Consider the following 23,622-nt stretch of genomic DNA (forward strand, 5'->3'; position numbering starts at 1 on the left):
TTTTTATTCCTGCCTTTCATTGAGCCATTTTTGGATGACTGCTGCGGCGCGACCTGGATCTTCTTTGGCCATTTCGCCGAGTTTATTTTTCAAGCTTTCTTTACGAGCTTTAAGTTCTGGTTCTGATAAATCGAATGCGTCTGTTTGGAAGTTGAAATCTGGATGTTCTTCTGGATTAACTATCGCCTCTTCGGCTGGGATGAAGTCTTTCTCTTCTGCTTCTAGGGCTTCTTCTATTTGTTCTTTACGTTTCAAGAAGATGATATAGGCAATTATTCCAGCTGCAATTAGGGCAAATAGTAAACTTCCTACAAGCCACCAAACCCAAGCTTTACTTGCTGGTTCTGCTTTTTCAGTAGTATCTTTTTCTACTGGTGTTTGATTGTCTAAAAATTGGATTGGCATAATGGTCACGTCGCCGTTTTGGAATGTTCCTTCGAATGTTGGTGTGGCTGCTGCTTCTCCGCCTTCACCAGCTTCTTCGGTCGTCATGTTAGGTGTTAGTCCTGCCGAAACGCCAATAGCTTTCGTGAATTCAGCCATATCAACGCCATTTTTATTGAGCGATTGTTGGTCCACCCAAACAACGACATTTGTTTTTGCCAAGGCTGGATGTTTTTTAATTTCTTGAATGGTAGAATCAAGCTCATAGTTCGTGGTTTCGCTAGATTTTTCACTCGTGTATGTGTTAGTATCATCGCCATTTTGTTCGGTGTAATTTGGTACGTCAGCGTTCGAAGCAGTTCCTGACTCTGTTTGGTTGGTGGAGCCTTTTGATGTATCGGTGGACGTTTCTTTTTGGTTGCTTCGGACTTTACCGTCATTTGGATAATGCTCGGTATTTTGTTTTATTTCATCAAAATTAACTGTGACATTTGTATTTACTCGGAAATTATCTAGAGCAAAAATGCTTGAAAGAGTGCCTTCAATGTCTGTTTTCACATTTTTTCCGATTGCGTTTTGAATGTCGACTTCATTTTTATAAGCTGAGCTACCTTCTTCTTTAGAGGTATCTGCTTCTGAAATCACACCATTTTTTGTATCGATTATTGCAACGTCATCGCTTGCAACGTTTGGCACAGCCGCACTTACGGTTCGTTGGATACCGAGAACTTGTTCTTTTGTTAGCGTTTGGTTATTTTTGGTTTTTAGCGTGACTGCTGCCGTTCCTTTTTGGCTCGCTTCTTCAAAAATCGAACTTGATTCTGGCAAAGTTAGTTGGACTGATGCGCTGTCCACGGTCGTGCCGTAACTTTGAACGATTTCTTTTTCTAAGTTAACTTTTGTGCCGACTTTTTCTTGCATTTTTTTATCTTCTTCACTAGCTCCAAGCGAACTATTTAAAAGAATATCATTGCCATCTTGGCCTGTATACGGGATTCCTAAGTCAGCAAATTTGTCACGAACAAGCGTCTCCACTTTTTCATCGACTAAAATATTGCCGCTTTTATCAACGGTATAATCAACGCCCATTTTGGCTAATTGGTCTGTAACTTGTTGTTGGCTAGTTTCTGATAAATTTTTATAAAGGGTAACTTCTGTTTTGGGCGTGTTCATGTAGAGTAATAACACCGTGACTACGACAAAAAGGCCGACAAAAATCGCGCCTTTATGCCAATTCTTCAATTTCGAATACATTGTTTTTATTTTTGCCATCTTAAAAACTTCGCTCCATTTTTCTCGTGTGGACGATTGACTAAAACTCCCCCGACTAGTCTAACCGCTACACTTGCATATTTAAAAGCTGTTTGTAGCTTTCGATTACATTATCACGAATGACCGCAGCAGTTTTCATTTCTGATTCTGCTTTTTTCATTTGAATGAGTACATCGCTTGCATTTCCTTCTCCAGTTGTTAAAAGATTCGATACGGAAGTTTGCGCGTTTGATTGTGTATCACTCATACTATCCAGCATTTGCGTAAAGGTATTTCCGGCACCTGTCGCATTGTCTGTTTTTGCGGTTTCACCAAGCGTAACTTTAGGTAAGACGCTTGCTGCATTAATACTTTCAATTGCCATTCCTTAAAACACTCCTTTATACTTTGCCTATTTCTAAATCTTTTTCCATCATTTTTTCATTTGCTTGTAAGGCGGAAGTATTTGCAGCATACATTTTTTGTCCGACCATTAAATTGGTCATTTCGGCTGTCATATCCACATTTGCGTAGTTGACGTAACCTGCTTCATTTGCGTTAGGATGAGTTGGATCATAGACGCGCTTAACGCTTCCTGTATCGCTTGATATTTCGCTTACTTTCACGCCTTTTGTACCTGTTAAAGCTGTTTCAAATGGCGTAATTTCGGATAGTACGACGCGCTTTCTAAGAAAAGGTGTCTCGCCAGGTGCGGCGCTTGAATCAGCGTTCGCGATATTGTTAGAGCTAACTTCCATCCATTGTTTCGCAGCATTTAACGCGGAGCCACTTGTGTTTATTCCTTCAAACATGGTTTATCACCTTACTTTCCACGGGCTGCTGTGTTGATAGATGAATTATAGTTGAGTGCACTGATAGCGAGCGCGTACATTTGGTTATTTTTTGTTAAGCTAATCATTTCAGAAGTGACGTTGACATTGTTGCCGTCTTCGTTGATGGAGCCGCTTTTAGTCGTGAGTTTCGCATTTGTTTCGTCTATATCGGTTCCGGCTAAATGTTTTGTGTTCGTTTTCGTTAAATTTCCCGTTGATTCGATATTGTTCGAACCGGATGCTCGCAAGCTCGCGCCGAATGATTCTTCAAAACTCGCTTCACTTGCTTTAAAATTTGGCGTATTGGCATTCGCGATATTATTTGAAACTACTTGGTTCGCTGTTTGAAGATAGTTCAAGTAGTTGCCAATATGCGTGGTATAATTTTCCACTTGTGATTTCCTTCTTTCTTTTAGAAAAATTTCGCATAGTTCAAGTTGGCGGCATTGCGACTTTTATTTTCAGAAAAGGCATTTTCAGTGGATTCTAATTGTTTTTGGGTGAAAAGAATACCTTTATTTATAACTTCTCTTGTTTCTTTTAAAATGGCTTCTTTTGTGTCTTTTGGTAGATGTTCGGTGCTTTTTAGTAGTTCATTTAGTTTCGCTTGATATTCTTCGAGGTTAACGTTTAATTGTCCCGTCGAGTGAAACAGTGCTTTTAACTCAGCCAAATGTGTCTTTGCTTGATTCATGTTTCATCACTCCCTCGTAGCCTTCTTTAAGCTGCGTGATGACGTGAATAATTGTATCGATATTAACGGGTTGTTTTAGTAGTTGCATTTGACGAATTTGTTCTGAAATCCATTCGTATAAGCCGAAAATATTATCGTAAAGTTCTTGTCCGGCTTCGGGATTTAATTGTAATTTTAGTTCTTCAAAGATCTTTTCCATTTTATCGAGAATAAGGTCTGCTTCGGAAAAATGCAGTTGTTCGAGTGCTTTGTCTAATTTTTTAAATTCAATAATACAACGTTCGTATATGTAAATGGTGTTTTTAATGGGATTGCTCGTATTTAGTTCATTTTGGGTATATCGTTTCCAAGCTTGCATTTTTTTCACCTACCATTTTTATTTATTAGAACTGTTCATGCCGTCGATTAAGGCGTCGAGAGTCATTGCATCACTTTGCATGGCTTGCATCATTTCGAGCCATTTGTTGTACTGATCGGTAATATTCGTTAGTAAGGTGTCATTTCGGCTAGTAATGTCGGTTAGCTTAAGATTTAATTTATTGATTTCATTCGTCATCGAGGTCGTTTCATCACTGATAAAGCCTGTCGAGCCAAATGTTTTATTCAAAGATTGATAAAGCTCATCACCAATTCCACCAATACCAAAGAAAAATCTTTCGACTGCGGTTGGATCTTCAGCTACCATTTTTTTCATTGCTGTTTCATCGACTTTTAAAACGCCTTCTTTATCGACGCTTATACCAAAATCAAATAATGTATTTCCGTCTTTTTTATGTTGGAATACATTGTTTAGCGCGCGATTTGCTTCGAGGTCGGCAGCAGATGCTTGTAAAATGGTTCCTTTTCCCGTGTATGTTTTCATTGTGCTTGTTAGCGCATTATATGTATTTACAAAACTTGTAATCATGCTGGCTGCTTTTTCATCACTTTGATCTTGAATCGTTAATTTTTCAGCGCCAGTTGTTTCTTTTTTGAGGTTGATTGTCACGCCTGGAATGTAGTTGGTTACTTTGTTTGTTGCACTTGTGACAGTTGCTCCGTTGATTCTCAGTTTGGCATCTTCTGCCGCTAAATGGTCTGGTGAATTTTGTACTAAACCAAGTGCTTCTAAAACTGCGGAATCGCCTTCAAATTTAATGCTATTTTCGACACCGGTTGTTGAAGCTGTGACGACCATATTTTCGCCTAATGTGTAGATGTTTACTTTCGCACCAGCGCTATTAATCGAGTTCATCACATTTTTCATCGAGCTATCTGCATCGACTTTAATTTCTTTACCGTTGATTTTAATTGTCCCACTTACACCAATTTTTGCTTCAATATCAGGTACTGCTTTGTTGTAAGTGTCTGCGGTCGCCAAGTTTTGTACTTCGATGGAATAGCTGCCGTTGACGGAGCTGCTCGTTGATGAAACGGTAAAACTTGTTTCGTTGGATGAAGTCGCTAGTTTGGTTTTACTTTCATAAGTCGTGAAAGAACTCATCGTTTTCAGCGAGTCAGACAAAGCATTTTTTAAACTAGCATAAAGATCAATCCGTGATTGGTAGCTAGAAATTTGGTTTTGATATGGTGTTTTTGCTTTTTCTAAACTGGCTTTTTGGAGACTAATAAATTGCGAATAATATTGCGTCGGATCCATTAAACTACTTGCAATCGAACTTCCCACTTGGTTTCACCTCACATATAATTTAGAATGCTTAATTTTTGCACCATCACACTGGATTGCAGTGCGGCTTGGTAAGCGATAGACGTTTTGTTTAAATTACTTACAGCTTCTGGCATATTGACTTCTTCGACATTGGATTTTCGTTCTGAGAAATCAACAATTTTGCTAGAAAGTACATTGTCATAGGCTGTCACGCCGTTTTTTTGTCCGCCGATATTTGTCATCGAATTGGTAATAATTTCGATATTTTTGCTATTTGTTTCTTGCAAGGCAGACAAAGCATCTTTATCGCCACTTTTCATTGCGTCAACGATTTTTTGAATGTTGTTAAAAACATCCGTCATCGCGCTGCCATCATGGAAAACTTCTACTTCTAATGTGTCCGTTACGCGGAATTTTTTATTTTCTGTCGTTCCGTTATAGATGATTTCTCCGGTTGTTTTATCCGTTGTAAATGGCTTAACGCTTGTACTAGAACCACTGAAAACATATCTGCCATCGTCTTCTGAGTTAGCAACAGAAATAAGAACATCAAGTAAACCTTTGATTTCTTCGGCTGATTGCGACATATTGTCTTTATCGCTCGTACCGTTAATTGCTTGTAAGACTAGAGCATTTACCCGGTTCATCGATGTGGACATGGATGAAAGAGAGGTTTCTGCGGTATTTAATAATGATTTCGCTTCAGTTACGTCCGTTTTTTCACGATTAAGCTGACTAAGCACGTGATTATAGGATAAAATTTGTGCTGTAGCACCAGGATTTTCGCTCATCGATTCATACTTTTTCCCGGAAGATACTTGTAATTGGTATTTTGCAAGGTTTCCTGAGACATTATTCAGCTGGTTAATTATTGAATTTGCTTGTTGATTCGTTGAAATTCGCATTATTTTCCTCCTTATAACATGGCTAAGAGAGCTTTCATCATATCGTTCACTGTGTTCATGGCTTTCGTATTGGCCACATAATAGCTTTGGTATTGCATGATATTTGTCATTTCCTCGTCAATATTAACTCCTTCAAGAGATGATTTTGATTCAGAAAGGGAATTTAAAGCTTGCGTGTCTGCCGTGGAAGTTGCACTACTTTTACTCGCATCTGTTGCAACTTCTGTAATGATTCCATCCATGAAGCTTGGGAAAGTTGTTCCTTGAATATTTTTATCGGTTTTTAAAGATGCAATATCTGCCGCGATAACACCTAAGAATGGCTTGTTTTCAGCATTGCTAGTGATTGCAGGATTCAGAATCCATTTACCAGAGCTTTGGGTGAAAATTGGAATCGAAAAATCGTTCACATCCGTTACATATGTACTTGTACCAAGTGTGTCAATCGCGTGGTCAACTCCGCCAATGGTTAGCGTATCACCAGAACGAGTCACGCCAGGGAATTTTTCTAATTGACGTAAAAGTTCTTCGCGGTTGCTGAGTAATTTTTCGTCATTCGGGTTAGCTTGAAGGGCATCATTGATTTTTTGCAAGTCGTCCATTGTCTTATTGACGTTTTTGACTTGAATATCATCTAATGCTTTTGCTAAGCCATTTGAAAAAGTTTCGATTTTTTCTTGGTAGGATTTAATTTCATTTTGGTTAACACGAACAGAAGCGATAATCGAACCTTCTGGCATGTTGAGTTTCTGACCATCAACGGAAAATTCAAAGCCTGTCGCGGTTCGCGTTGATGTGATTTCGGTCGTTTCATCACCTTGGACAACAAGACGTCCGCCAATTGTCACATCGTATACATCTGGGTTATTTGGGTGGGCGCTAACAGAAATACCAGCATAGCCCGACATCGTACTAAGCAGCTGATCGCGCTGGTTAAGTAAATCATTCGGCGGATTAGAACCTGCATTCCCGATTGCTTTATTGATACTGCCTAGTTTTTTAATTAATGTATTTAAATCTTGAATCGCAGCATCTGTATCTGCTGCTATCGTTGTTTCTAATTCCTTTAAGCCAGAATGAAGTTGATTTAATTGATCGGTAAAAATCGTCATACTGGATAAAAGTGCCGTTGTATTCGTTGCTTGATCAGGATTTTTTGCTAACGCAGCCCAAGCGGTGAAAAAGTTATCTAAATTATCACTTGGGGTATTTTTCCCAGGAGTACCAAATAAATTAAGCGCTTGACCGAGCGCCCCACTTTGATATAACGAAGCGGATTGTTTGGCGATTTGATTATTGTATTGTGTCGTAAGAGCTGCGTTTGTCAGTCGTTTAATATCTGTTACTTTGACCCCGTAGCCTGTTTGTTTCCCGCCGAGAAGACCTCCGTCACCGTAAACTGCCGTCTGATCCACAGCTTGTCTAATATAACCCGGCGTATTCATATTACTAATATTTTGCTGAGCGACCATATTAGCGATTTGCGCCGCTGACATGCCCGATAATGACGTATTAAAATCACTTAAACGCACAAAAAATCCCTCCGTTTACTTAAAAAGTTTCGTTAATCATCATATTATTTTCTGCTTGAGTTTCCGCGTGATGCCCCGTAATAACATCTACCATATGTTCCGAAAAAGCTAATTGCATTTCTGTTCTAATTTGATTTTCAGAAACAGTTACTCGTAAAAGGCTTTCTTTTTCAAGCAGCATTTTTTTACGTTCATCAATAAATGCATTTTCAGCAGGTGTCCATGTTTTTTGCAAGCTTCTAAGTGTATTATCTTCGCCAATAATTGTTTTTAAAACGTGATATTCGTTTTGTAAACCGGCAAGTTCGCGCTGAAGCCCTAGTTGGCGTTCTTCTGCTTCAATCCAATTTTCTTCCTGTAGTAATTTACCTAATACATTTGCTTCATCGGCCGCTTTGACATTTTTTTCGATTAAGATTTCTAATTGATTAATTAATTCGTTTTGCATTCCCATCACCTACAATACGACATCGAGAATCATGCCAGTAATCTCACCAATTCGGTTTAGCATATCTAAATGTCCAGTTTTTGTATCAATTAAATTCATTACATCATCTAGTTCATTGGTTTGTTTTTCTACTTGTTTTAAAATCGTCATTTTTTGCGAAAACCCGTATTTTGGATGTCGGCTTTCGATATTGTCATAATCCATCACATTATTAACATAAAAATTCAAAAAGCTTTGGACTGCTTTTTTGTAGCTCAAAACGTTATCTACAGTCATATCCATTTCAACAAGTGATTTTTTATCTGTCACTTCGGTAATTAGTTCATTGATTTCAGTCAGGGAAGGAGTTTGTTTTTTGCCATTTGCCTTCATTTGCTCAAAATAGAGCTGTTGTGTTTGATTTAATTCTTGCATTCCCCTAACTAAGTTCGTCTGTTTGGACTGCGAAATTTGGCTAATTGAAACATTATTCATCCTTTTTCCCCCGAAAAACTCATTTTCGCTTTCTAAACCTTATTTTTCTATTTAATTATACTGAAACAACCTGAAAAAGTATATATTTTTTCAAAAAATATCTTTTTTAAAATAAAATAATTAATAATAAAATAATAAATATAGCAACCATCATGAAAAATATTGGTTGTTTGGAGACGCTTCGAAAATCTTTTACTAATAAATCTAAAAACGACATTTCTTGTTGTGCGAGTAGCATCATCTTTGTCATATCACTAGCGAATTCTGCGTCTACGCTTCCTAAAATTCGCTCAGAATCTGTAAAGCCCGCTTCGATTTCCATTTTTTGAAAAAGCTGCGCGAGTCTTGAAAGCTGACCTTGCATTCGGTCGAGAATAACAGCAATCCCGCCTTGAGTCATTTGTCCATCAGCTAATCTTTGTAGTTCTTGGAAAAGCTCCGTTAATGGTTTTGTCGCTTGTTGGTGAAAAATTTTAATATTGCCATTTGGAAATGCGCCAATTTGTGGTAAAAGTTGGTTCATTAGCTTTAAGTATTCGCTACCTAGTTTCCAGATGTTGATGTTTTCAGCTTGTAATTCATATGGTAGTAAGTGGCGGGAATGGAACATATTGCCAAACTCACGTAATACTTTAATCATCCAGTTTGTTTCTTGCTTAGCGTCAACTACTGGATCAAGTCTTGTCGCATGTTCCAGATGACCTTGAAACTCTCGCATCATTTGGATACCAGTTTCCATATTTCCAGAGGCGATTTGCATCATACGGAGAAAATCATATTTTCCAGTTGTTTCAAATGTTAAAGTTGGTAACATTTTTAGCAAAAAGGAAATTTCGTTCATAATTTTTTGATTGGCTAAAAACAACTTTTGGTTGGCTGGATTTTCAGAAAAGTATGCTTCAAAATTATGTTGTTTCATTAAGATGGTGCTTAATTGGCTGCTGATTTCGCTTCTGACCGTTTGCCATTTTGCCGAGTCAGTTGGATTTTTTATACCTGCGCGCATGACGTAAAAAATTAAGTCATTCGCTTTTTTGGCGTTGTTCATCATTAATTTCATATATAATTCTAGATTTGCGGTTGTGGTGCCGTTTAGTTGCAAACTGCTTAGTTCTTTAAAGGAAAATGATACTGGTGGCGTTTTTGGTACCGCGACTTCTGTATTCATTTGTGCCTTTGCACTGCCTTCTTTTAATAATGGATTTTGTTTAATTAATTCCCGTTCTAGCTGATTACGATTTTCTGCGGATTCTTGAATGCCATCTATTTTCATTCCGTCCACCTCACTTCTGCTTTTATTTCATTGCTCTATTACCTGAAAAAATAATAACGCCTATAATCATGAGTGCCGGAATCCAAAACGGGATACTGCTTGACTTGTTTTTAGTTGAGGTTTCCTTCTTAGCCTGCTTCTTTGGAGGTTTTTCGCTGGATTCAGTAGATGGTTTAGGGGCAGGTTTTGCAAGTATTGGCTCTTTTTCATTTGGTATAACTGGTGGTGGTGCAATTATTTCTTTATCTGGTACAGGAATCACTGGCTTGATTTCTTGACTCAATTGTTTAGAATAAGCCCGGCCGTCCCAGTCGATCCAGTGTAATATGATTTTTCCGGTTGTTGAGATTTCCGCACTTTTGAAGCTATTATCCGTTCTAACGGTGCAGAATGTTTGCCCATTTACTTCGACGGATAATGCTGTGATTAAAGCAAAATCCGGATTAATTAGCCCAGTTAAAACCGTATTATTGATTAAGTTAATCTCCGCAAATGGCTCGCTTGTGGAGCGAACGAGTATCGCTATGTTCATTCCTTGAAAATGGATAATTTCGCCGGATAATTCTTTTGTTAAAGTGAGACTTCCAATCCATTCGTTGGCTTTTTTTTGCCAATTTAGCGGGATTTTAATACCACTTTCCGTTTCTGCTTCTGGAAATTCGGTTGTATATTTGTCGAGCGTTAATTTGATTTGATTGCCAACTTGGACGATTTTTTTCTCGTCGTTGGTGATGTCAACAGCGTCATAACTTAGATGTGGCTCATTCGGCTGGTACACCTGAATCGTGTTTTCTAAGTCAATCGTGATTTCATTCTCCGCAAAATCAACTAATTTCAACTGAAAAGTGAGTTTTTCTCCTGGTTGAAATTTTTCTAACGGTACTTCGCCTTCAAATTTCCCAGTCCAGTTATTTTGTATTAATTCAGCTTCTGCGTCGTTCGAATCACTATGAATTATCAATATCGCTTGTTTTACACCTGTTTCTGCATCGGCTAAATCTGCTGCCACATGAAGGGCGCTTGTATGTAAAACATCTTCGTCATGCGCGAAGGTAATATCTGTTAAACTAGGTGCCGTTTCATCTTTTTCAACTTCCTTCAGCTGTTGCACTTGGAATAAATCATCTATAGTAACAATGGCTTCAGGGTTGTCGTTTGCGTAAAATTCTGCGCGGTAGCTTCCCGCCAAATCAAAGTCCGTCACCGTATATGTTTCGCCATCTAGGGGTCTTTTTTGTCCATGTTCATTCACTAAAACGATTTTCATCTTTTCCGCATTTTCGATATGAAACGAAATCACTTCACCTGACGTGAAAATCTGCTGTTCCTTTTCAAGTGAAATCATCGGAAGTTCCGGTTCTGCCGCGAATACTTGAACAGAAATAAACATCCAAAATAAAATTGTCATCAGTCCAAGTTTTCGCACATTTTTCACCTTACTAACTCAGTCATTTGTATACCAAAATGATCATCCACGCGAACTAAAATTCCTTTGCCAATCGTTACGCCATTTAGCGCTAAGACAAGTGGTTCATTCATGCTTTCTTTCAGGATAATCACATCTTTTTCACACCATGAGATAAATTTTTCTAGTTTTACTTTAGCTGTACCGAACACAACTTCAAGCGTTACTGGAATATCTTCCAAAATTTGTTCCATTTCGGATAGTGTTTCTTTTTCTTCCATTACTACTGGTTGCGCTGGCTCTTTTGTTTCATGCGCCATTATTTCTACTGGTGTTGCTTCTTTTTCTGCGACTTCTTTCGCTTGAATCCCAAGCATTAGTTGCGCCATTTCTTTTGCTGCTGCTGGATTAAAAATTTGATACATTGGTGTTTTTAACAAGCCTTCTACTTCAAGTGGAAAGATAACTTCGACGGTTTTTCCTTCTGCAATATTTTTTTGAATCATCGTATCACCAAAATTGCAGAATTCCATCGTTGGCGGGCTAATATCAATCTTTGTTCCGAGCATTTCTGACATCGCTGTCGCTGAGAAGCCCATCATTTGGTTCATTAATTCTTGCACTGCACTGACTTCAAGTTCTGTTAATTCCGCATCTTCTTGAACGATTCCGTCCCCCATCATCATCAAGTCTGCCATGATTAACGCGGCATTTTTGCTAATGATAAAGGTGTTACTTGAACGCAGTCCTTCGACAAATTCCACACTGGTTACTAAGCAAGGTCGTTCATTAAACTCGAATTCTTTACTATCAATCACGCGAGCTGTTGGGATTTGTAGCGAAACTTTGCGATTAAGTAATTTCGATAGAACAGTTGAAGCAGAGCCAATGCCGATATTACAAACTTCTAAAAAGACATCTAATTCTTCGGCAGTTAAGCTAATTTCTTCTTTTACAGGTTCTGGCTCAGGGATTGCGTCGCCAAGCAATCTTTTCGCAAGTTCACGACCTTTATCAACGGGAATAAGTTGCATTAAATTCGATGTGATTAAGTCGCCGATAATTAAGTCAAAGCCGACTTTTATCATTGTTTGGTCGTTTGTGTCTTCTAATTGTTCTTTTAACGCGATTACTTTAATGTCTGGTGTCGTAATATCAATCATTTCGCCAAACATATTGCTCATTGCTGTTGCGGAATGTCCCATCATTTGGTTCATCGCTTCCTGTACGGCGCTGAGATGAAGTTCTGAAAGCTCTTCGTTTGGATCGATATTCCCGTCGCCCATCATCATTAAGTCCGCGATAGCCGCAGCCACCTCTGATTGCAGAACAAATAAATTCCGCATTTCGATTCCTTTGTGAAAATTCACTTCTAACACGACATGTGGAATATCAATGTCTTTCGTATTATATAAATCAACAATCTCTACTTTTGGTGTAGAAATAGTGACTTGTTGGTGTAGTAAATCAGATAAGACCGTAGAAGCTGAGCCAAACGAAATATTGGCGATTTCTCCTATCACATCTAGTTCCATTTGCGTGATATTTTTCTCTAGTAATTGCTCCACTTCTACCTCTCCTGCTCTGTTCGCCCTGTATGACGCATAAATTTAACGGCTTTTTGGTTACCACTTTTTCCCATATAGCATTCAAATTTCCATTTTTCGGTGACGTAACCTTTAAGTGTGTCACGTATATGAGTTTCTGTTAGAAGCACGTCGCCAACTTCCAGCATATTAAGCTCTTTCCATGTTGTTTTAATTTCTCCCACCCGAATGCGCGCTTCTTTCTCAACTTGATGCAATTCTTGCTCCACTTCCGCATCAAAGTTCCGTCTTTTATCAAACGTATACTCAACGACGTTTTCCAGCTTATTCATAATCTCTTCCACCGAGAAAAATGGTACGCCAATACGCATCGTACTAATCCAGAATTCCGATTTAATATCGACACTGACAAGCGCCATCATGTCGTTTGGTGATGTGACACGTAGAAGTGCTGGATTGGTTTCGATATTAACAATTTCTGGTGAGATTGGATGCACTGATTTAAAACTGTCTTTGAGTGCTTCGCAGAATTTTTCTAAAATAGATTTCAACGTCAGCTCTTCAAAAACAGATAATAGTCTGCGCTCGCTTAATTTTCGTTTTGGATTTCCGCCAGATAAGCATTCATGGATATAAATGATATAGGCTAAATCGAGTTCGATAATAATTTGGCCGAGCTCCGGATTCCCAAGGTCAATAATGCAGAAAATGTAACTATCGTTCGGCATTGTTTCGATATAACCGCTCGCAAAGGAAACTTGATCTGCAAGGGTTGCTTCGGTATGAATTGGAATCCGGATACGCTGGGAAACAAACTCCATACTTTTTTTCGTAAATGCTGATGCAATCGTCTTTAAGCTTTCGAGGTGTTCTGCACCAAATTTCTCTGGTTTATGAAAGTCATAGGGATGAAAGCGCCCAAAGTCGCCAATTTCCGTACTTTCATCAACTACCTTACCTTCACTCATTTGGGAAAGCAGGGCGTCAATTTGTTCTTGACTTAATTTATCGCTCATTTTTTGTCACTCCCTAGCTCTCATGAAGAACTTCCCTCTCCTAATTTCGTTATTTTGACAAACATCTTGCCGTCTTTTGTCAAAATCTCGCCGTAACCGATGCATTTGCCTGAAATTGTAATTTTAACCACATTGGCTGTTGAATCTTCTAACCGAAAAACGGTCCCTTTTTTTACATCTAGCAAACTACCGACTGGCTGTTTCGTGCGTCCTAACTCGAAGTCGATTCTGAGTGGAATAGTATGATTAATTTTCATTTAGCTAAACTCCCTACTGAATCAAGTTCACAATTTGTTTCATCACGTCATCTGCAACACGAATAACTTTTGTATTGCCTTGGAAACCACTTTGGTATGTCATTAAGTTAACGAATTCGCGGGATAAGTCTACGTTTGAGCCTTCTAATGAAGAGCCGCTAATTCCGCCAGCTCCGTTTTGGCCAGCAACGCCGTAAACTGCATCTCCAGAAGATAATCCTGGAACATATTCGCCATTCCCCATTTTGACTAAGCCGTCTTCATTGGAGAAAGTAGCAACCGCAAGTTGGGCAACTGGGATAACTGTACCATCTGAGTAACTCACTGCAATATAACCAGAATCGGTAACTGCGTAGTCTTTTACAGTTGCAGCGCCTTTTCCGTCAGAAGTTGGCGAGAATACTTGGTTTGTACCATAGTTTGTTAAGCCACTTAGGTTTAAGCCCATATTGACTTGTTTGCCGTTAACAGTGGAATTGATTTGAATGTTTTTAAGTGCATCAGGGTTTGTAAGTTCGCCTTGTGCGTTGTAATTAAGTGTTCCTGTTACTGGAGGAGTTAACGCTTTGCCGTCCATTTGAATTTCATATTCATAGGAAACATTGCCACTCGCATCTGGTGTCGCAGCTTTCATATTGACTTGAAGTTTATGTTTTCCACCAGCATTATCGTATACAGAAAGCTCGGAAGAAATCGTATCTTTTTCGCCCCAATCAAGTGGAATGTTACCGCTTAAGCTACCATTTTTTGTTGCTTCGCCTGGAATTGCGCTATTTAATGGGATTTGAATTGGTTGCAAGTTTCCGTTTAAAACGTTGCCATTTTTATCTGTTGCATATCCCATAACGTATTTTCCTTGTTGCGTTGTTAAATAGTTATTGTCAGATACTGCAAAGCTACCGTCACGTGTGTAAACGATATTCCCACCAGCGTTATCGCCAGCAATGAAAAAGCCGCGGCCTTGTAGTGCTGCATCTTTGTTTCTGCCAGTTGAAGTCGGAGAACCTGCTGTATAATCGGTTAAAATTGCCCCAATTTTCGAACCGGAACCGAAGCTCATTGGGTTTGTTCCTGCATAAAGTCCGCCTGCAACAGATCCCATTGTGTTTTGGTAAAGTAAATCATTGAAAACGACGCTTTGTTTTTTATATCCTGTCGTGTTCGCATTGGCAATATTATTTGATGTCACTGATAATGCTTGTTGGAACGCATTCATCCCAGAAATAGCTGTATACATAGTTTGATTCATAATTCACACTCCCAAATTTTTAATTAATTTCTGTTACATAAGTCATTGGCACGAGGCTATCTTGGTCTTTTATTTTCAGCATGACGCCGTTTGTCGTTTGTTGAACGCTTTCGACTTGGCCGCTAATTACTTCGCCGTTTAGTGAAACTCCTTTTATATCTTTACCGATAAAATTAACCGCGGATTGTAAGGCGGAGTTTTGCGCTTGTTCAGATAGCTTGTCTACGGCAGTGGTCATATTGGCAACTTGTTCCATTAAGGAAAGTTGCGCCATTTGTGACATCATTTCATTCGTATCAAGCGGGCTCGATGGGTCTTGGTATTGTAAACTTGTTAAAAATAGTTTCATGAAGTCATCTTTGCCAAGGGTTTTTGATACGCTAGATGTTACTGCATTGTTTGTATCCTGACTCGCCCCTGATAAACTACTAATTCCGTCCAAATTACGTCTCCTCCTCTAAATCAAATGCTTCTTGTTTAGCTCTTTCCTGATGTGGATTTTCGCGTTCTTTCTCTTTTTTAGATTCGCCTTGGTGTCGTCCATCTGACCCTTGACCATTTTCTTTTGGTGCTTGTTTTTCGGTCATTGTTACGGCAACTTCTACACCGCGATCTCGGAAGCGATTATGTAAATCTTGCGCCATCTGTTCGAGTTTTTGTTTCGCTGTTTGCTCCTGATATTCGATATGTACAAATATTTTATCGGGCATTTTTTTAAGTAAAACTTCTACTTTTCCGAGTGACTCTGGTTGAATCGCGAAAAAGGCTTTATTTTGTTTCACTTGGAATTTTTGCAACTGTTCGATTTGGTCGGTGATGGTTTTATCGAGTTGTTTCAGCGTTACTGGTACTTCGACTTTTGCAGCTGGTGTGAGTTGTTTTGCCGTATCGTGCCAAATATTACTTGATTCAGCTGGCTTTTTGACAGCGACTTCTTCTTTTGCTGTTACCGGTTCTTTAATGCTCGCTTTAAAAAGTTGCACGACTTCTTTTTCTTGAGGTAATTTGGCTAGGACTGGTTGGTTTTTGGCCACGTTTTCTGCTAGTTTAGGTGATTCTTTTGTGGGCATGATAAGTTCTGGTGGCGGTTGTTGTTCTCTGGTAGCATTTTTTGTGGGTTCATTCGGTGTATTTGTTACTGGAGTTTGCACGGCTTGCGGGGCGTTTTCTATTTTTGGTTGTTCAATTGCTTGTTTGGCGATTGCCGCAAGTGTGTCTTTAACTTCTTTCAGCTCAAGTGGCGCATCCGGTAGTTTGGTCTCCGGCTCACCTTCAAGTAATTTTGCTGAAACGAGTGGTGGTGCGATTTCCTTTAATGGAATGGTGGCTAGCTCTTCATTTCCCGCTTCTCCCTTTAAGAGCGGCGCAGGGCTATTTTCCATTAAAAGTGAAATAAAAGGTAATTCTACTAATTCTTCTGCTAACATTTCTTTTGGTTCGATTTCTTTTTTTCCGACAAGTGGTTGTAGCAAATTATCTGGGATTAGCATGAGTTTTCCTCCCTTTTACTTTAATAGCACCATTTTCAAATCGCGTAATAGTTGTTCTTCTTTTTTATTTTCAAGCTGTTGCCATTTTTTTCTTGTGTCATCGTACATTTTTTTCGCCTGTTTCCCTTTTTCCTCGAGTTTTTCTAAGATTTGTTCATTGCTTTTAATGTACTGGCTAATTTGGTGAATTTCTCGCTCCATTTGTTGAATGCGGCTCGGGGAAAAGGCATCAAGTTGCATGCTTCCTGCTAATACCGCCACTTGGAGTCTTTCTTTTTTCGTTCTCGAGTAATAGACTTCTTTTTCGTGCGCTAATTTTTCTGTAACTTTTTCCCGTTTGGATAGTAATAATTGCAATTCTTTTAAAATGGCCGTTTTCTCTTGGTCCACTTTCATCTTCACTGCGTTGTAAGCCTCTTGCTTCAAATCACTTGCCCTCTTTCTTTAGTCGATTTCTGAAATAACGATTCCGAAGTTCTCGTCCATCAAAATAGCTTCACCGATGCCGACTTTCTTTTCATCGAGGAAAATTTCGACTTTGTGGCCAGGTTTCTTTTCCACTTCGAGAACATCGCCAATGCTTAACTCGGCAATGTCCCCTACTGGCATTTCTTTTTTTCCAAGGCGGACGATTAAGTTAACGCCAATATTGTCTACTTGACGGATAGAGCCTTTTTCGCGTCCTTCTTGGCTCGGTTCTTTCGGTTCCCATTCAGGAAGTTCTACTTGAAATACTTGTTCCATCATGGTCCCTCCTTAAAATGTTTCTAAATTTAAAATTAATACGACACGGCCATCGCCTAAAATCGTTGCCCCAGAAAAGGCAATTTGACTTTCACTGAAAAAGCCGCCAAGTGTTTTTAAAACGATTTCCCGTTGACCGATAATATCTTTAATAATAAGTCCAAAAGTTCGCTTGGCATTTTTCACGACGAGTAATAGTAATTCATCCGTATCGTTCAAAGGTGTTTCATGGAAGCATTCGCCTAAATCGAGTACTTCAATAATTGTTTCGCGGTAGTTGATTAAGTCTTTGCCGTGAACGTGTTGAATGTCCGCGGGATTAATCGTGATAGCTTCTGCCACGTTTGCTAGCGGTACAGCATAGCGACGTTCGGAGGTTGCGACGAGCATCGACTGGATGATTGATAATGTCAGCGGAATCTCAATTCGGAACGTCGAACCAGCATTTTCACTTGATTCTACGCTGATTTTTCCGCCGATTTTAAGAATCGTATTACGGACAACATCTAGCCCCACGCCTCGACCAGACAAATCGGATACTTGGTCTGCGGTACTGAAACCGGAATCAAATAATAAATCAAAAATTTCCGAGTCCGTCATTTTCGTTGATTCTGCTCTTGTAACGACATTTTTCGCAATCGCTTTTTCCAAGACTTTGCGTTTATTGATTCCCGCACCGTCATCGGCAATCTCAATCACAACATTGTTCCCACTATGGAAAGCTTTTAGGTTAATTGTGGCGGTTTCATTTTTTCCATTTTTACGTCTAACTTCCACTGTTTCTGCGCCGTGGTCTACTGAATTACGAATTAAGTGGACAAGTGGGTCACCAATTTCATCGATGACGATTTTGTCGACTTCCGTATCAGCGCCTTCAATCACTAAGTCGATTTTCTTACCTAATTCTTTGGCTAGTGTGCGCACCATTTTTGGAAAGCGATTGAACACACTGTCCACTGGCACCATACGCATATTTAGTAAGCCGTTTTGAATTTCTTTGGAGATGGAACTGAATCGTCCTAAGTGTTCCATCAATTCTTTGTTATTCGTTTTTTCTGCGATTTCATCAATTCTCGCCCGTTCAATGACGCTTTCTTCAAAAACGTTCATTAGCTTTTCGATTTTTTCAAGTTGTACACGAATGGTTTTATTTTCTAATCGTTTGGTTGTTTGTTTTGCGGCTTTTTTGATTGGTTCAATAATCTGAACTTCTTCCACTTCTTCTGTCACTGTCACTTTTTCGATTTCAGAAATATCTAGAATAACCGCTTCGATTTCTTCTTTTGTTTGCGCCGACTCTAGGACTACTTCAAACGAATGCTCAAATTCTTCTAGCTCAATCGCTTCTCTATCTGGCGTTGTTTCTGAAATAATCCCCATTTCTGCAAGTCGCTCTAAACACATTACCGCCCGCACTGCTTTCAAAATAGCTGCTTCTTCAATTTGAATGGCAATACGGTACGTTTTCTCAACTGCTGTATCTGTTTCTTGTTCAGGATGTAAAAGCGCCTCTAAGTCAGCTACGGTTTTTGAAATATCCGCCGCGCCTTGTCCGCCGTGCTGGATATCCGAAACCATTGTTTCCAAATGAGATGTACATGTAAAAATAATGTCTACCAAATGTTCTGTTACAGCTAATCGATTATTGCGTACCTCATCTAGTACATTTTCCATTGCATGCGTTAAATCAGCCACCTGTTGGAAGCCCATTGTTGCGGACATTCCTTTAAACGTATGTGCTGAACGGAAAATTTCACTTACTAACTGACCGTTCGTCGGGTCTTTCTCAAGCTGTAACAGATTATCATTTAGCGCCTGTAAATGTTCTGAAGCTTCTTCTATAAACAGGTCTAACATATTTGTAGTCATGCTATCCACCTCCATTTCTCTACTTAGCTGCTTTTTCTAACGCCTCTAAAACCCGGTCCGCTTGGAAAGGTTTTACGATAAAGTCTTTGGCACCTTTTTTAATGGCATCAACAACCATGCCTTGTTGGCCCATCGCTGAGCACATAATAACTTTTGCTGATGGATCTTTTGCCATAATTTGTGCAAGTGCTTCTAAGCCGTCCATTTCTGGCATTGTAATATCAAGTGTTACAATATCCGGTTTTACTTCATCGTACTTTTTCACTGCTTCCAGTCCATTTTCCGCTTCTGCAACTACTTCAAAATCGCTATCTTTCACGATATTCTTAATCATCGTACGCATGAACATTGCATCGTCGACAATCAACAACTTCAACATAAAATACAACTCCCATTCCTATACCTATAAATATTTTTTAAAAAAATCGCATAATATCATTTTATAATAAAAATAAGACAATTTCTACCTTTTTCTTAAAAAATATCCGTTTTTTATAATAAAATTATTCAAAAAATAGTTAACTAGCTTAACATTGGCTCTGGGCCATAATTTCAATCCGAAAATATTTTTATAAAACAAAAGAAAAGCCTCTCGTCCGGGGTGACGAGAGGCTAAGGGTAAACAATGTTCGATAAATGAATTTGATATGTTATTAGCTGTTAATTAATTGAGTTAACATTTGCGGTGTTTGGTTTGCTTGAGAAAGCATGCTGATAGATGTTTGTGTAAGAATTTTGTATTTAGTCATTTCGGACATTTCAGCAGCCATATCTGCATCTTCAATAGAGGAAGCAGATGCTTTAGTTGCGATGGATTGGTTGTTCACGTTAGATACATTGTAGCTAAGGCGACTCATACCAGCACCTAGAAGCGCACGACCGTTAGAGATGTTATTGATTAATTCATCAATAGCTTCAGTTGCTTCTTGAGAAGAATCAGCATCAGCAACAGATAATGCACTATAACCAGCAACTGTAGAACCACTACCTAGAGTGATTGTTCCAGCAGAAAGACCTTTCGCATTGAAAAGATCGATATTGATTAAGTCATTAGCTTTATCAGACGCTTGGATGCTTACTTGAGTAGCAGCATTTGTAGCAGTTTGATCTAGTAATTTGATGTTGTTGTAGTTAGTAGTGTCAGCAACGTGATCAAGTTCTTTGATCAAGCTACCGAATTCAGCAGTATATTGTTTACGATCTTCGTCACTGAATGAACCGTTAGAAGATTGTACTGCTAATTGACGCATACGTTGCAAGATTGAACTCATGGAGCTAAGAGCTGAATCCGCTGTTTGTAACAAGTCAATACCCATGGATGAGTTTTTGCTTGCTGCATCTAAGCCTGTAGATTTAACGTTCATACGAGTAACAACTGCAAGACCAGCAGCGTCATCAAGAGAACTGTTAATACGTTTACCAGATGCTAAACGTTCTTGCGCTTGAGTCATGCCTTCGTTGTTTTTACGAAGATATTCTTGTGTTTTCAAGCTAATGATATTAGTATTTACTTTCATTTGTGTTTCCCTCCTACATTCGGTTTAGAAAAGACTTCTCTTCTCTATATGCTTTATTATATCTTCATTTTTTTAAAAAATCAAATGTTTTTTTGTTAAAAATGTAAAAATAAGTTGTTTTTATTTATATAAAAATGATTAAACTGCTATACATCAACGTTTTTTCGTTTTTATAAATTATTTTTTTAAATAAAATAAAGAAGTGTTTGAACAGAAAAATTGTCCAAACACTTCTTTTTATAAAACGAGCTCATCCAAAATATTAATGAGTTGGTGAATATTCGGTTTACTTACTTGCGCGTCCGCACCAACCCCAGCACCTTTATGTTCCAGGTCTTCTGTAATTAGGGAAGAGAAAATAACAACTGGTAATTCACGGCCAATTTCATCTTCTTTAATTACTTTTGTTAAATGGTGTCCGTCCATTTGTGGCATTTCGATGTCTGTAATTAATAAGTTAACATTTTCAAACGTTTGCTCTTTTTGTTCTTTGAGTAATTTGAAAATATGTTCTTGGGCTTCACGTCCATTAGCAAAGAATTGCAGATTGGTATAGCCAGCCTCATGAAGTGTATCTTCCAGTAATTGACGTAGCATTTGCGAATCCTCGGCAATGAAAATAGTCTTCTCTTCGCGGTTTACTTTTCGAGTAATACGATCTTCACCAGTAACGGCAAAATCGGCATTTCCGCTAATTTCATAAATGATTTTTTCATAATCAAGTAAGAGTACTAAATTACCATCTAGCTTCACGATTCCAACAGCTAATTCTTCTAAGCCAATCGATAGTTTCTCTGGCTCTTCAATTTGTTCCCAAGAAATGCGCTGAATACGGTGCACCTCGTCGACACGGAAAACGATTTTCATTTGGTTTAGTTCTGTGATAATGAATTTCGTATTTTCTGGTTCGATTTCTGGTAATTTCATCACACGCGCAAGATTGACAACTGGCATGATTTCGCCGCGAACTTGGGAAACGCCTTCAATTGCCGGATTCGAATCTGGTACGGGCGTCACTTCTAGCGGATGAATAATCTCTTTCACTTTTAAAACGTTAATACAAAATAAATTTTCGCCAACTGTAAAAGTAACAATTTCTAATTCATTTGTTCCACTTTGTAGTAAAATTCCTTTTTCTTCTGTCATATTACTGGCCTCCTATCGATTGTTTGTAACTGTATCTTGTAGCATCGTAACTTCATCTAACAATTTTGCTAAATAGCGGTTATTTGGGAATTCGTCCATTGCTTCGCTGATACGATTCGCGCGGTTTTCGGTATCAATTTTGATTGCCCAAAGGTAGAAACGGAAATCGGTACTAAAATTATCGATACCTCGTTCTGCAATCGCAAGCGCCTCATCTAGTACATCGGCATCTACTAAATAATTGATTAGGTTAATATAGCCTTGTTTAGTCACTTCATCTGCGTCGACGATATTGTAAAAATCAAGCGCAATATCGGCAAAATCATATTGGAAGAACAAGTCAGCAATGTGGCTATTAATGCTATCATGGTAGACATTTCGAAGTGCAAGCAAGTAATCAGCAAACTCGCCTTTACCAAGCGCAATCGCTCGTTCTAATACAAATAAATAACGTTTTTTGCTGATTTTCGGACCGTTTTCAAAGATAAAATCATAAATTTCTCCAACATCGCTATTTTTCATGACGCGTTCGATTGGTAATTGCGGATTTTCATAGTGCCACAAGCATAAGTCAGCCGCGTCAATTAATTCTTCTTTAATCCCGAATAAAATGGCCGATTCGCTAATTACTGGGAATACGTTACGAATGGTCGCGATTTTCACTTCGGTAGCTTCTGCGACTGGCGGGTAAACATCCGTTAGCGATTGAACGATGAGTTCAGATAACTCTGCGTATCCTTGTTGTGTTGTCATCGAAAGTAACCGCAATCCTGTTTCCGTACTAGAAATAAAGTTATGACGTTCCATAAATGCGAAAATTTCTTTTGGTTGATGGAATTTGCTAAGTAACATGATCATTTGGAACATCACGCCGTAATCAGAACTATTTTCTGCATATGCTTTGGAAAAATGAGTCATTGCTCGTGTGTAATCTTTTTCTTCTAAGTAAATCGTTCCAAGCATTTTGTGCGGCATAAAGTTCGTTGCTTCGTATAAAACAATTGGTTGATAGTCGATCGCAGTATTTTCTAGCAAACTTTTATAAATTTCTTTCGCATCCTCGAGTTGGTGATTAACGTATAAGATATTTGCTTTTTTCAGTGGAAATTCTGGTACGTTCGGCCAAATGACTTTCGCTTCTTCAATAATTGCCAAACTTTCATCGTAGCGTTTTTCTTGTTCAAGTAGTTCGGAAATATGATAGGCGCTTAGTTTTGCCCAAATATAATGGTTGTTATCGCGCAAACGGAAGGCCTCCGAAAATTCTTTCAAAGCTTCTTTTTTGTTTCCAAGGCGATTCATTTCCTGCCCAATATTAAAATGAACAAATCCGCTGTTTTTATTATTTTTAACTTCTTTTTCTAATAAGCGCAAATTACGGTCTGATTTGTCTTGTTTTTCAACAATTTCAGACATATAACCATAATGATAAATTTTTACTTCGGCAAGACCTGCTTCAATCGCATGTTTATCGACTGCCTCTAGTTGTTCGTGAATGACGCCGCGGAAACAAATCGTCCCATCATTTTTATAAACCCGCGCCATTTGGTTCGTTGTTGTTACTCGCCCTTTTTCCCCTGTAAAACTAATAATTTGTGCCATTTGAATTGGTTCGATTGGTGATTTTAATTGTTTTTCTAATTTGCGATAACTTTCTTCTTCTAAACATTCGTCTGCATCAATGGCTAAAATCCATTTTCCCGTTGCATGTTTAGCTGCAAAGTTTCTTGCATCAGAAAAGTTGCCTGTCCATTCAAAGTCATAGACAAAATCAGTGAATTCTTTTGCGATTTCCTTGGTGTCGTCAGTGGAACCTGTATCTACAATAATGATTTCTTCTGTAAATTTTCTAAAAGACGCTAAACTTTGTCTTAAAATATGTGCTTCATTTTTGACTATCATACAAATCGAAATTAACGGCCGCATGAATCTTCCCTCTT

26 protein-coding genes are annotated in these 23,622 nt (G+C 38.6%); all 26 read right to left on the reverse strand.

Going from position 1 to position 23,622, the window contains the following annotated elements; translation table 11 throughout:
- Nucleotides 1–3: 3 nt before the first annotated feature.
- Nucleotides 4–1,656, reverse strand: coding sequence for a flagellar basal-body MS-ring/collar protein FliF (gene fliF / locus AC4PG0_RS04745; RefSeq protein ID WP_010990567.1), 1,653 nt, complete (start codon nucleotides 1,654–1,656; stop codon nucleotides 4–6).
- Between the two features lie 67 nt (nucleotides 1,657–1,723).
- Entirely contained in the window at nucleotides 1,724–2,020 is a 297-nt protein-coding gene (gene fliE, locus AC4PG0_RS04750) for a flagellar hook-basal body complex protein FliE (protein WP_003724447.1), read from the reverse strand.
- A 16-nt stretch (nucleotides 2,021–2,036) separates the two neighbouring features.
- Nucleotides 2,037–2,447 (reverse strand): flagellar basal body rod protein FlgC, encoded by a 411-nt coding sequence (gene flgC, locus AC4PG0_RS04755; protein ID WP_003721832.1) that lies wholly within the window; start codon nucleotides 2,445–2,447, stop codon nucleotides 2,037–2,039.
- 11 nt (nucleotides 2,448–2,458) lie between these two features.
- On the reverse strand, nucleotides 2,459–2,860 hold the full coding sequence (gene flgB / locus AC4PG0_RS04760; RefSeq protein WP_003760978.1) for a flagellar basal body rod protein FlgB: 402 nt from the start codon (nucleotides 2,858–2,860) through the stop codon (nucleotides 2,459–2,461).
- Nucleotides 2,861–2,880: 20 nt separating this feature from the next.
- On the reverse strand, nucleotides 2,881–3,162 hold the full coding sequence (locus AC4PG0_RS04765) for a hypothetical protein (protein WP_003760976.1): 282 nt from the start codon (nucleotides 3,160–3,162) through the stop codon (nucleotides 2,881–2,883).
- Nucleotides 3,134–3,520 carry a flagellar export chaperone FliS gene (locus AC4PG0_RS04770; protein ID WP_003724443.1) on the reverse strand — a complete coding sequence of 129 codons (387 nt, stop codon included), beginning with the start codon at nucleotides 3,518–3,520 and terminating at the stop codon, nucleotides 3,134–3,136. Before AC4PG0_RS04770 ends, AC4PG0_RS04765 begins: the two co-directional genes overlap by 29 nt.
- A gap of 18 nt (nucleotides 3,521–3,538) precedes the next feature.
- The gene (locus tag AC4PG0_RS04775) at nucleotides 3,539–4,828 is read right to left on the reverse strand and encodes a flagellar hook-associated protein 2 (protein ID WP_010990566.1); all 1,290 of its coding nucleotides are present in this window, start codon (nucleotides 4,826–4,828) and stop codon (nucleotides 3,539–3,541) included.
- Between the two features lie 11 nt (nucleotides 4,829–4,839).
- On the reverse strand, nucleotides 4,840–5,715 hold the full coding sequence (locus AC4PG0_RS04780; protein ID WP_003760970.1) for a flagellar hook-associated protein 3: 876 nt from the start codon (nucleotides 5,713–5,715) through the stop codon (nucleotides 4,840–4,842).
- An 11-nt stretch (nucleotides 5,716–5,726) separates the two neighbouring features.
- Nucleotides 5,727–7,247 carry a flagellar hook-associated protein FlgK gene (gene flgK / locus AC4PG0_RS04785; protein WP_045553514.1) on the reverse strand — a complete coding sequence of 507 codons (1,521 nt, stop codon included), beginning with the start codon at nucleotides 7,245–7,247 and terminating at the stop codon, nucleotides 5,727–5,729.
- Between the two features lie 19 nt (nucleotides 7,248–7,266).
- Nucleotides 7,267–7,695, reverse strand: coding sequence for a hypothetical protein (locus AC4PG0_RS04790; RefSeq protein WP_010990564.1), 429 nt, complete (start codon nucleotides 7,693–7,695; stop codon nucleotides 7,267–7,269).
- A 9-nt stretch (nucleotides 7,696–7,704) separates the two neighbouring features.
- The gene (locus AC4PG0_RS04795) at nucleotides 7,705–8,169 is read right to left on the reverse strand and encodes a YaaR family protein (RefSeq protein WP_003765825.1); all 465 of its coding nucleotides are present in this window, start codon (nucleotides 8,167–8,169) and stop codon (nucleotides 7,705–7,707) included.
- A 106-nt stretch (nucleotides 8,170–8,275) separates the two neighbouring features.
- Nucleotides 8,276–9,442: a hypothetical protein gene (locus tag AC4PG0_RS04800; protein ID WP_492167388.1), complete on the reverse strand. Its 1,167-nt coding sequence runs from the start codon at nucleotides 9,440–9,442 to the stop codon at nucleotides 8,276–8,278.
- A 22-nt stretch (nucleotides 9,443–9,464) separates the two neighbouring features.
- The gene (locus tag AC4PG0_RS04805) at nucleotides 9,465–10,850 is read right to left on the reverse strand and encodes a hypothetical protein (protein WP_492167510.1); all 1,386 of its coding nucleotides are present in this window, start codon (nucleotides 10,848–10,850) and stop codon (nucleotides 9,465–9,467) included.
- Between the two features lie 23 nt (nucleotides 10,851–10,873).
- Nucleotides 10,874–12,415 carry a flagellar motor switch protein gene (locus AC4PG0_RS04810; protein WP_160464118.1) on the reverse strand — a complete coding sequence of 514 codons (1,542 nt, stop codon included), beginning with the start codon at nucleotides 12,413–12,415 and terminating at the stop codon, nucleotides 10,874–10,876.
- Nucleotides 12,416–12,417: 2 nt separating this feature from the next.
- Nucleotides 12,418–13,410, reverse strand: a complete 993-nt coding sequence (gene fliM / locus AC4PG0_RS04815) for a flagellar motor switch protein FliM (RefSeq protein ID WP_003765817.1) — start codon at nucleotides 13,408–13,410, stop codon at nucleotides 12,418–12,420.
- A gap of 20 nt (nucleotides 13,411–13,430) precedes the next feature.
- The gene (locus AC4PG0_RS04820; protein ID WP_003721819.1) at nucleotides 13,431–13,667 is read right to left on the reverse strand and encodes a flagellar motor switch protein FliN; all 237 of its coding nucleotides are present in this window, start codon (nucleotides 13,665–13,667) and stop codon (nucleotides 13,431–13,433) included.
- A 13-nt stretch (nucleotides 13,668–13,680) separates the two neighbouring features.
- The gene (gene flgE / locus AC4PG0_RS04825; RefSeq protein WP_003721818.1) at nucleotides 13,681–14,916 is read right to left on the reverse strand and encodes a flagellar hook protein FlgE; all 1,236 of its coding nucleotides are present in this window, start codon (nucleotides 14,914–14,916) and stop codon (nucleotides 13,681–13,683) included.
- 19 nt (nucleotides 14,917–14,935) lie between these two features.
- Nucleotides 14,936–15,358: a flagellar hook assembly protein FlgD gene (locus AC4PG0_RS04830; protein ID WP_003760952.1), complete on the reverse strand. Its 423-nt coding sequence runs from the start codon at nucleotides 15,356–15,358 to the stop codon at nucleotides 14,936–14,938.
- A gap of 1 nt (nucleotide 15,359) precedes the next feature.
- Nucleotides 15,360–16,406 (reverse strand): flagellar hook-length control protein FliK, encoded by a 1,047-nt coding sequence (gene fliK, locus AC4PG0_RS04835; RefSeq protein ID WP_003760951.1) that lies wholly within the window; start codon nucleotides 16,404–16,406, stop codon nucleotides 15,360–15,362.
- A gap of 15 nt (nucleotides 16,407–16,421) precedes the next feature.
- The gene (locus AC4PG0_RS04840) at nucleotides 16,422–16,832 is read right to left on the reverse strand and encodes a hypothetical protein (RefSeq protein ID WP_010990560.1); all 411 of its coding nucleotides are present in this window, start codon (nucleotides 16,830–16,832) and stop codon (nucleotides 16,422–16,424) included.
- Nucleotides 16,833–16,850: 18 nt separating this feature from the next.
- Nucleotides 16,851–17,150, reverse strand: a complete 300-nt coding sequence (locus AC4PG0_RS04845) for a flagellar motor switch protein FliN (RefSeq protein WP_003724429.1) — start codon at nucleotides 17,148–17,150, stop codon at nucleotides 16,851–16,853.
- A 12-nt stretch (nucleotides 17,151–17,162) separates the two neighbouring features.
- Nucleotides 17,163–19,019, reverse strand: a complete 1,857-nt coding sequence (locus AC4PG0_RS04850; protein WP_003760949.1) for a chemotaxis protein CheA — start codon at nucleotides 19,017–19,019, stop codon at nucleotides 17,163–17,165.
- A gap of 19 nt (nucleotides 19,020–19,038) precedes the next feature.
- The gene (locus tag AC4PG0_RS04855; protein ID WP_003721812.1) at nucleotides 19,039–19,398 is read right to left on the reverse strand and encodes a response regulator; all 360 of its coding nucleotides are present in this window, start codon (nucleotides 19,396–19,398) and stop codon (nucleotides 19,039–19,041) included.
- A 274-nt stretch (nucleotides 19,399–19,672) separates the two neighbouring features.
- A complete protein-coding gene (locus tag AC4PG0_RS04860; RefSeq protein ID WP_003738355.1) occupies nucleotides 19,673–20,536 on the reverse strand; it encodes a FliC/FljB family flagellin in 864 nt (287 codons plus the stop codon).
- A gap of 237 nt (nucleotides 20,537–20,773) precedes the next feature.
- Complete coding sequence (locus AC4PG0_RS04865) at nucleotides 20,774–21,682, reverse strand: chemotaxis protein (RefSeq protein ID WP_003760944.1); 909 nt, start codon at nucleotides 21,680–21,682, stop codon at nucleotides 20,774–20,776.
- 12 nt (nucleotides 21,683–21,694) lie between these two features.
- Nucleotides 21,695–23,608, reverse strand: a complete 1,914-nt coding sequence (gene gmaR, locus AC4PG0_RS04870) for a transcriptional anti-repressor GmaR (protein WP_010990558.1) — start codon at nucleotides 23,606–23,608, stop codon at nucleotides 21,695–21,697.
- Between the last annotated feature and the right edge of the window lie 14 nt (nucleotides 23,609–23,622).

Source organism: Listeria sp. MAN/IMW/UF464 (genome assembly GCF_058683955.1).

What these genes read in the sequence shown, in the direction of transcription:
- fliF (WP_010990567.1), bottom strand. Translation starts at nt 1,656, where the DNA reads ATGGCAAAAATAAAAACAATGTATTCGAAATTGAAGAATTGGCATAAA.
- fliE (WP_003724447.1), bottom strand. Translation starts at nt 2,020, where the DNA reads ATGGCAATTGAAAGTATTAATGCAGCAAGCGTCTTACCTAAAGTTACG.
- flgC (WP_003721832.1), bottom strand. Translation starts at nt 2,447, where the DNA reads ATGTTTGAAGGAATAAACACAAGTGGCTCCGCGTTAAATGCTGCGAAA.
- AC4PG0_RS04765 (WP_003760976.1), bottom strand. Translation starts at nt 3,162, where the DNA reads ATGAATCAAGCAAAGACACATTTGGCTGAGTTAAAAGCACTGTTTCAC.
- AC4PG0_RS04770 (WP_003724443.1), bottom strand. Translation starts at nt 3,520, where the DNA reads ATGCAAGCTTGGAAACGATATACCCAAAATGAACTAAATACGAGCAAT.
- AC4PG0_RS04780 (WP_003760970.1), bottom strand. Translation starts at nt 5,715, where the DNA reads ATGCGAATTTCAACGAATCAACAAGCAAATTCAATAATTAACCAGCTG.
- AC4PG0_RS04790 (WP_010990564.1), bottom strand. Translation starts at nt 7,695, where the DNA reads ATGCAAAACGAATTAATTAATCAATTAGAAATCTTAATCGAAAAAAAT.
- AC4PG0_RS04795 (WP_003765825.1), bottom strand. Translation starts at nt 8,169, where the DNA reads ATGAATAATGTTTCAATTAGCCAAATTTCGCAGTCCAAACAGACGAAC.
- AC4PG0_RS04800 (WP_492167388.1), bottom strand. Translation starts at nt 9,442, where the DNA reads ATGAAAATAGATGGCATTCAAGAATCCGCAGAAAATCGTAATCAGCTA.
- AC4PG0_RS04805 (WP_492167510.1), bottom strand. Translation starts at nt 10,850, where the DNA reads ATGACAATTTTATTTTGGATGTTTATTTCTGTTCAAGTATTCGCGGCA.
- fliM (WP_003765817.1), bottom strand. Translation starts at nt 13,410, where the DNA reads ATGAGCGATAAATTAAGTCAAGAACAAATTGACGCCCTGCTTTCCCAA.
- AC4PG0_RS04820 (WP_003721819.1), bottom strand. Translation starts at nt 13,667, where the DNA reads ATGAAAATTAATCATACTATTCCACTCAGAATCGACTTCGAGTTAGGA.
- flgE (WP_003721818.1), bottom strand. Translation starts at nt 14,916, where the DNA reads ATGAATCAAACTATGTATACAGCTATTTCTGGGATGAATGCGTTCCAA.
- fliK (WP_003760951.1), bottom strand. Translation starts at nt 16,406, where the DNA reads ATGCTAATCCCAGATAATTTGCTACAACCACTTGTCGGAAAAAAAGAA.
- AC4PG0_RS04845 (WP_003724429.1), bottom strand. Translation starts at nt 17,150, where the DNA reads ATGGAACAAGTATTTCAAGTAGAACTTCCTGAATGGGAACCGAAAGAA.
- AC4PG0_RS04850 (WP_003760949.1), bottom strand. Translation starts at nt 19,019, where the DNA reads ATGACTACAAATATGTTAGACCTGTTTATAGAAGAAGCTTCAGAACAT.
- AC4PG0_RS04855 (WP_003721812.1), bottom strand. Translation starts at nt 19,398, where the DNA reads ATGTTGAAGTTGTTGATTGTCGACGATGCAATGTTCATGCGTACGATG.
- AC4PG0_RS04860 (WP_003738355.1), bottom strand. Translation starts at nt 20,536, where the DNA reads ATGAAAGTAAATACTAATATCATTAGCTTGAAAACACAAGAATATCTT.
- AC4PG0_RS04865 (WP_003760944.1), bottom strand. Translation starts at nt 21,682, where the DNA reads ATGACAGAAGAAAAAGGAATTTTACTACAAAGTGGAACAAATGAATTA.
- gmaR (WP_010990558.1), bottom strand. Translation starts at nt 23,608, where the DNA reads ATGCGGCCGTTAATTTCGATTTGTATGATAGTCAAAAATGAAGCACAT.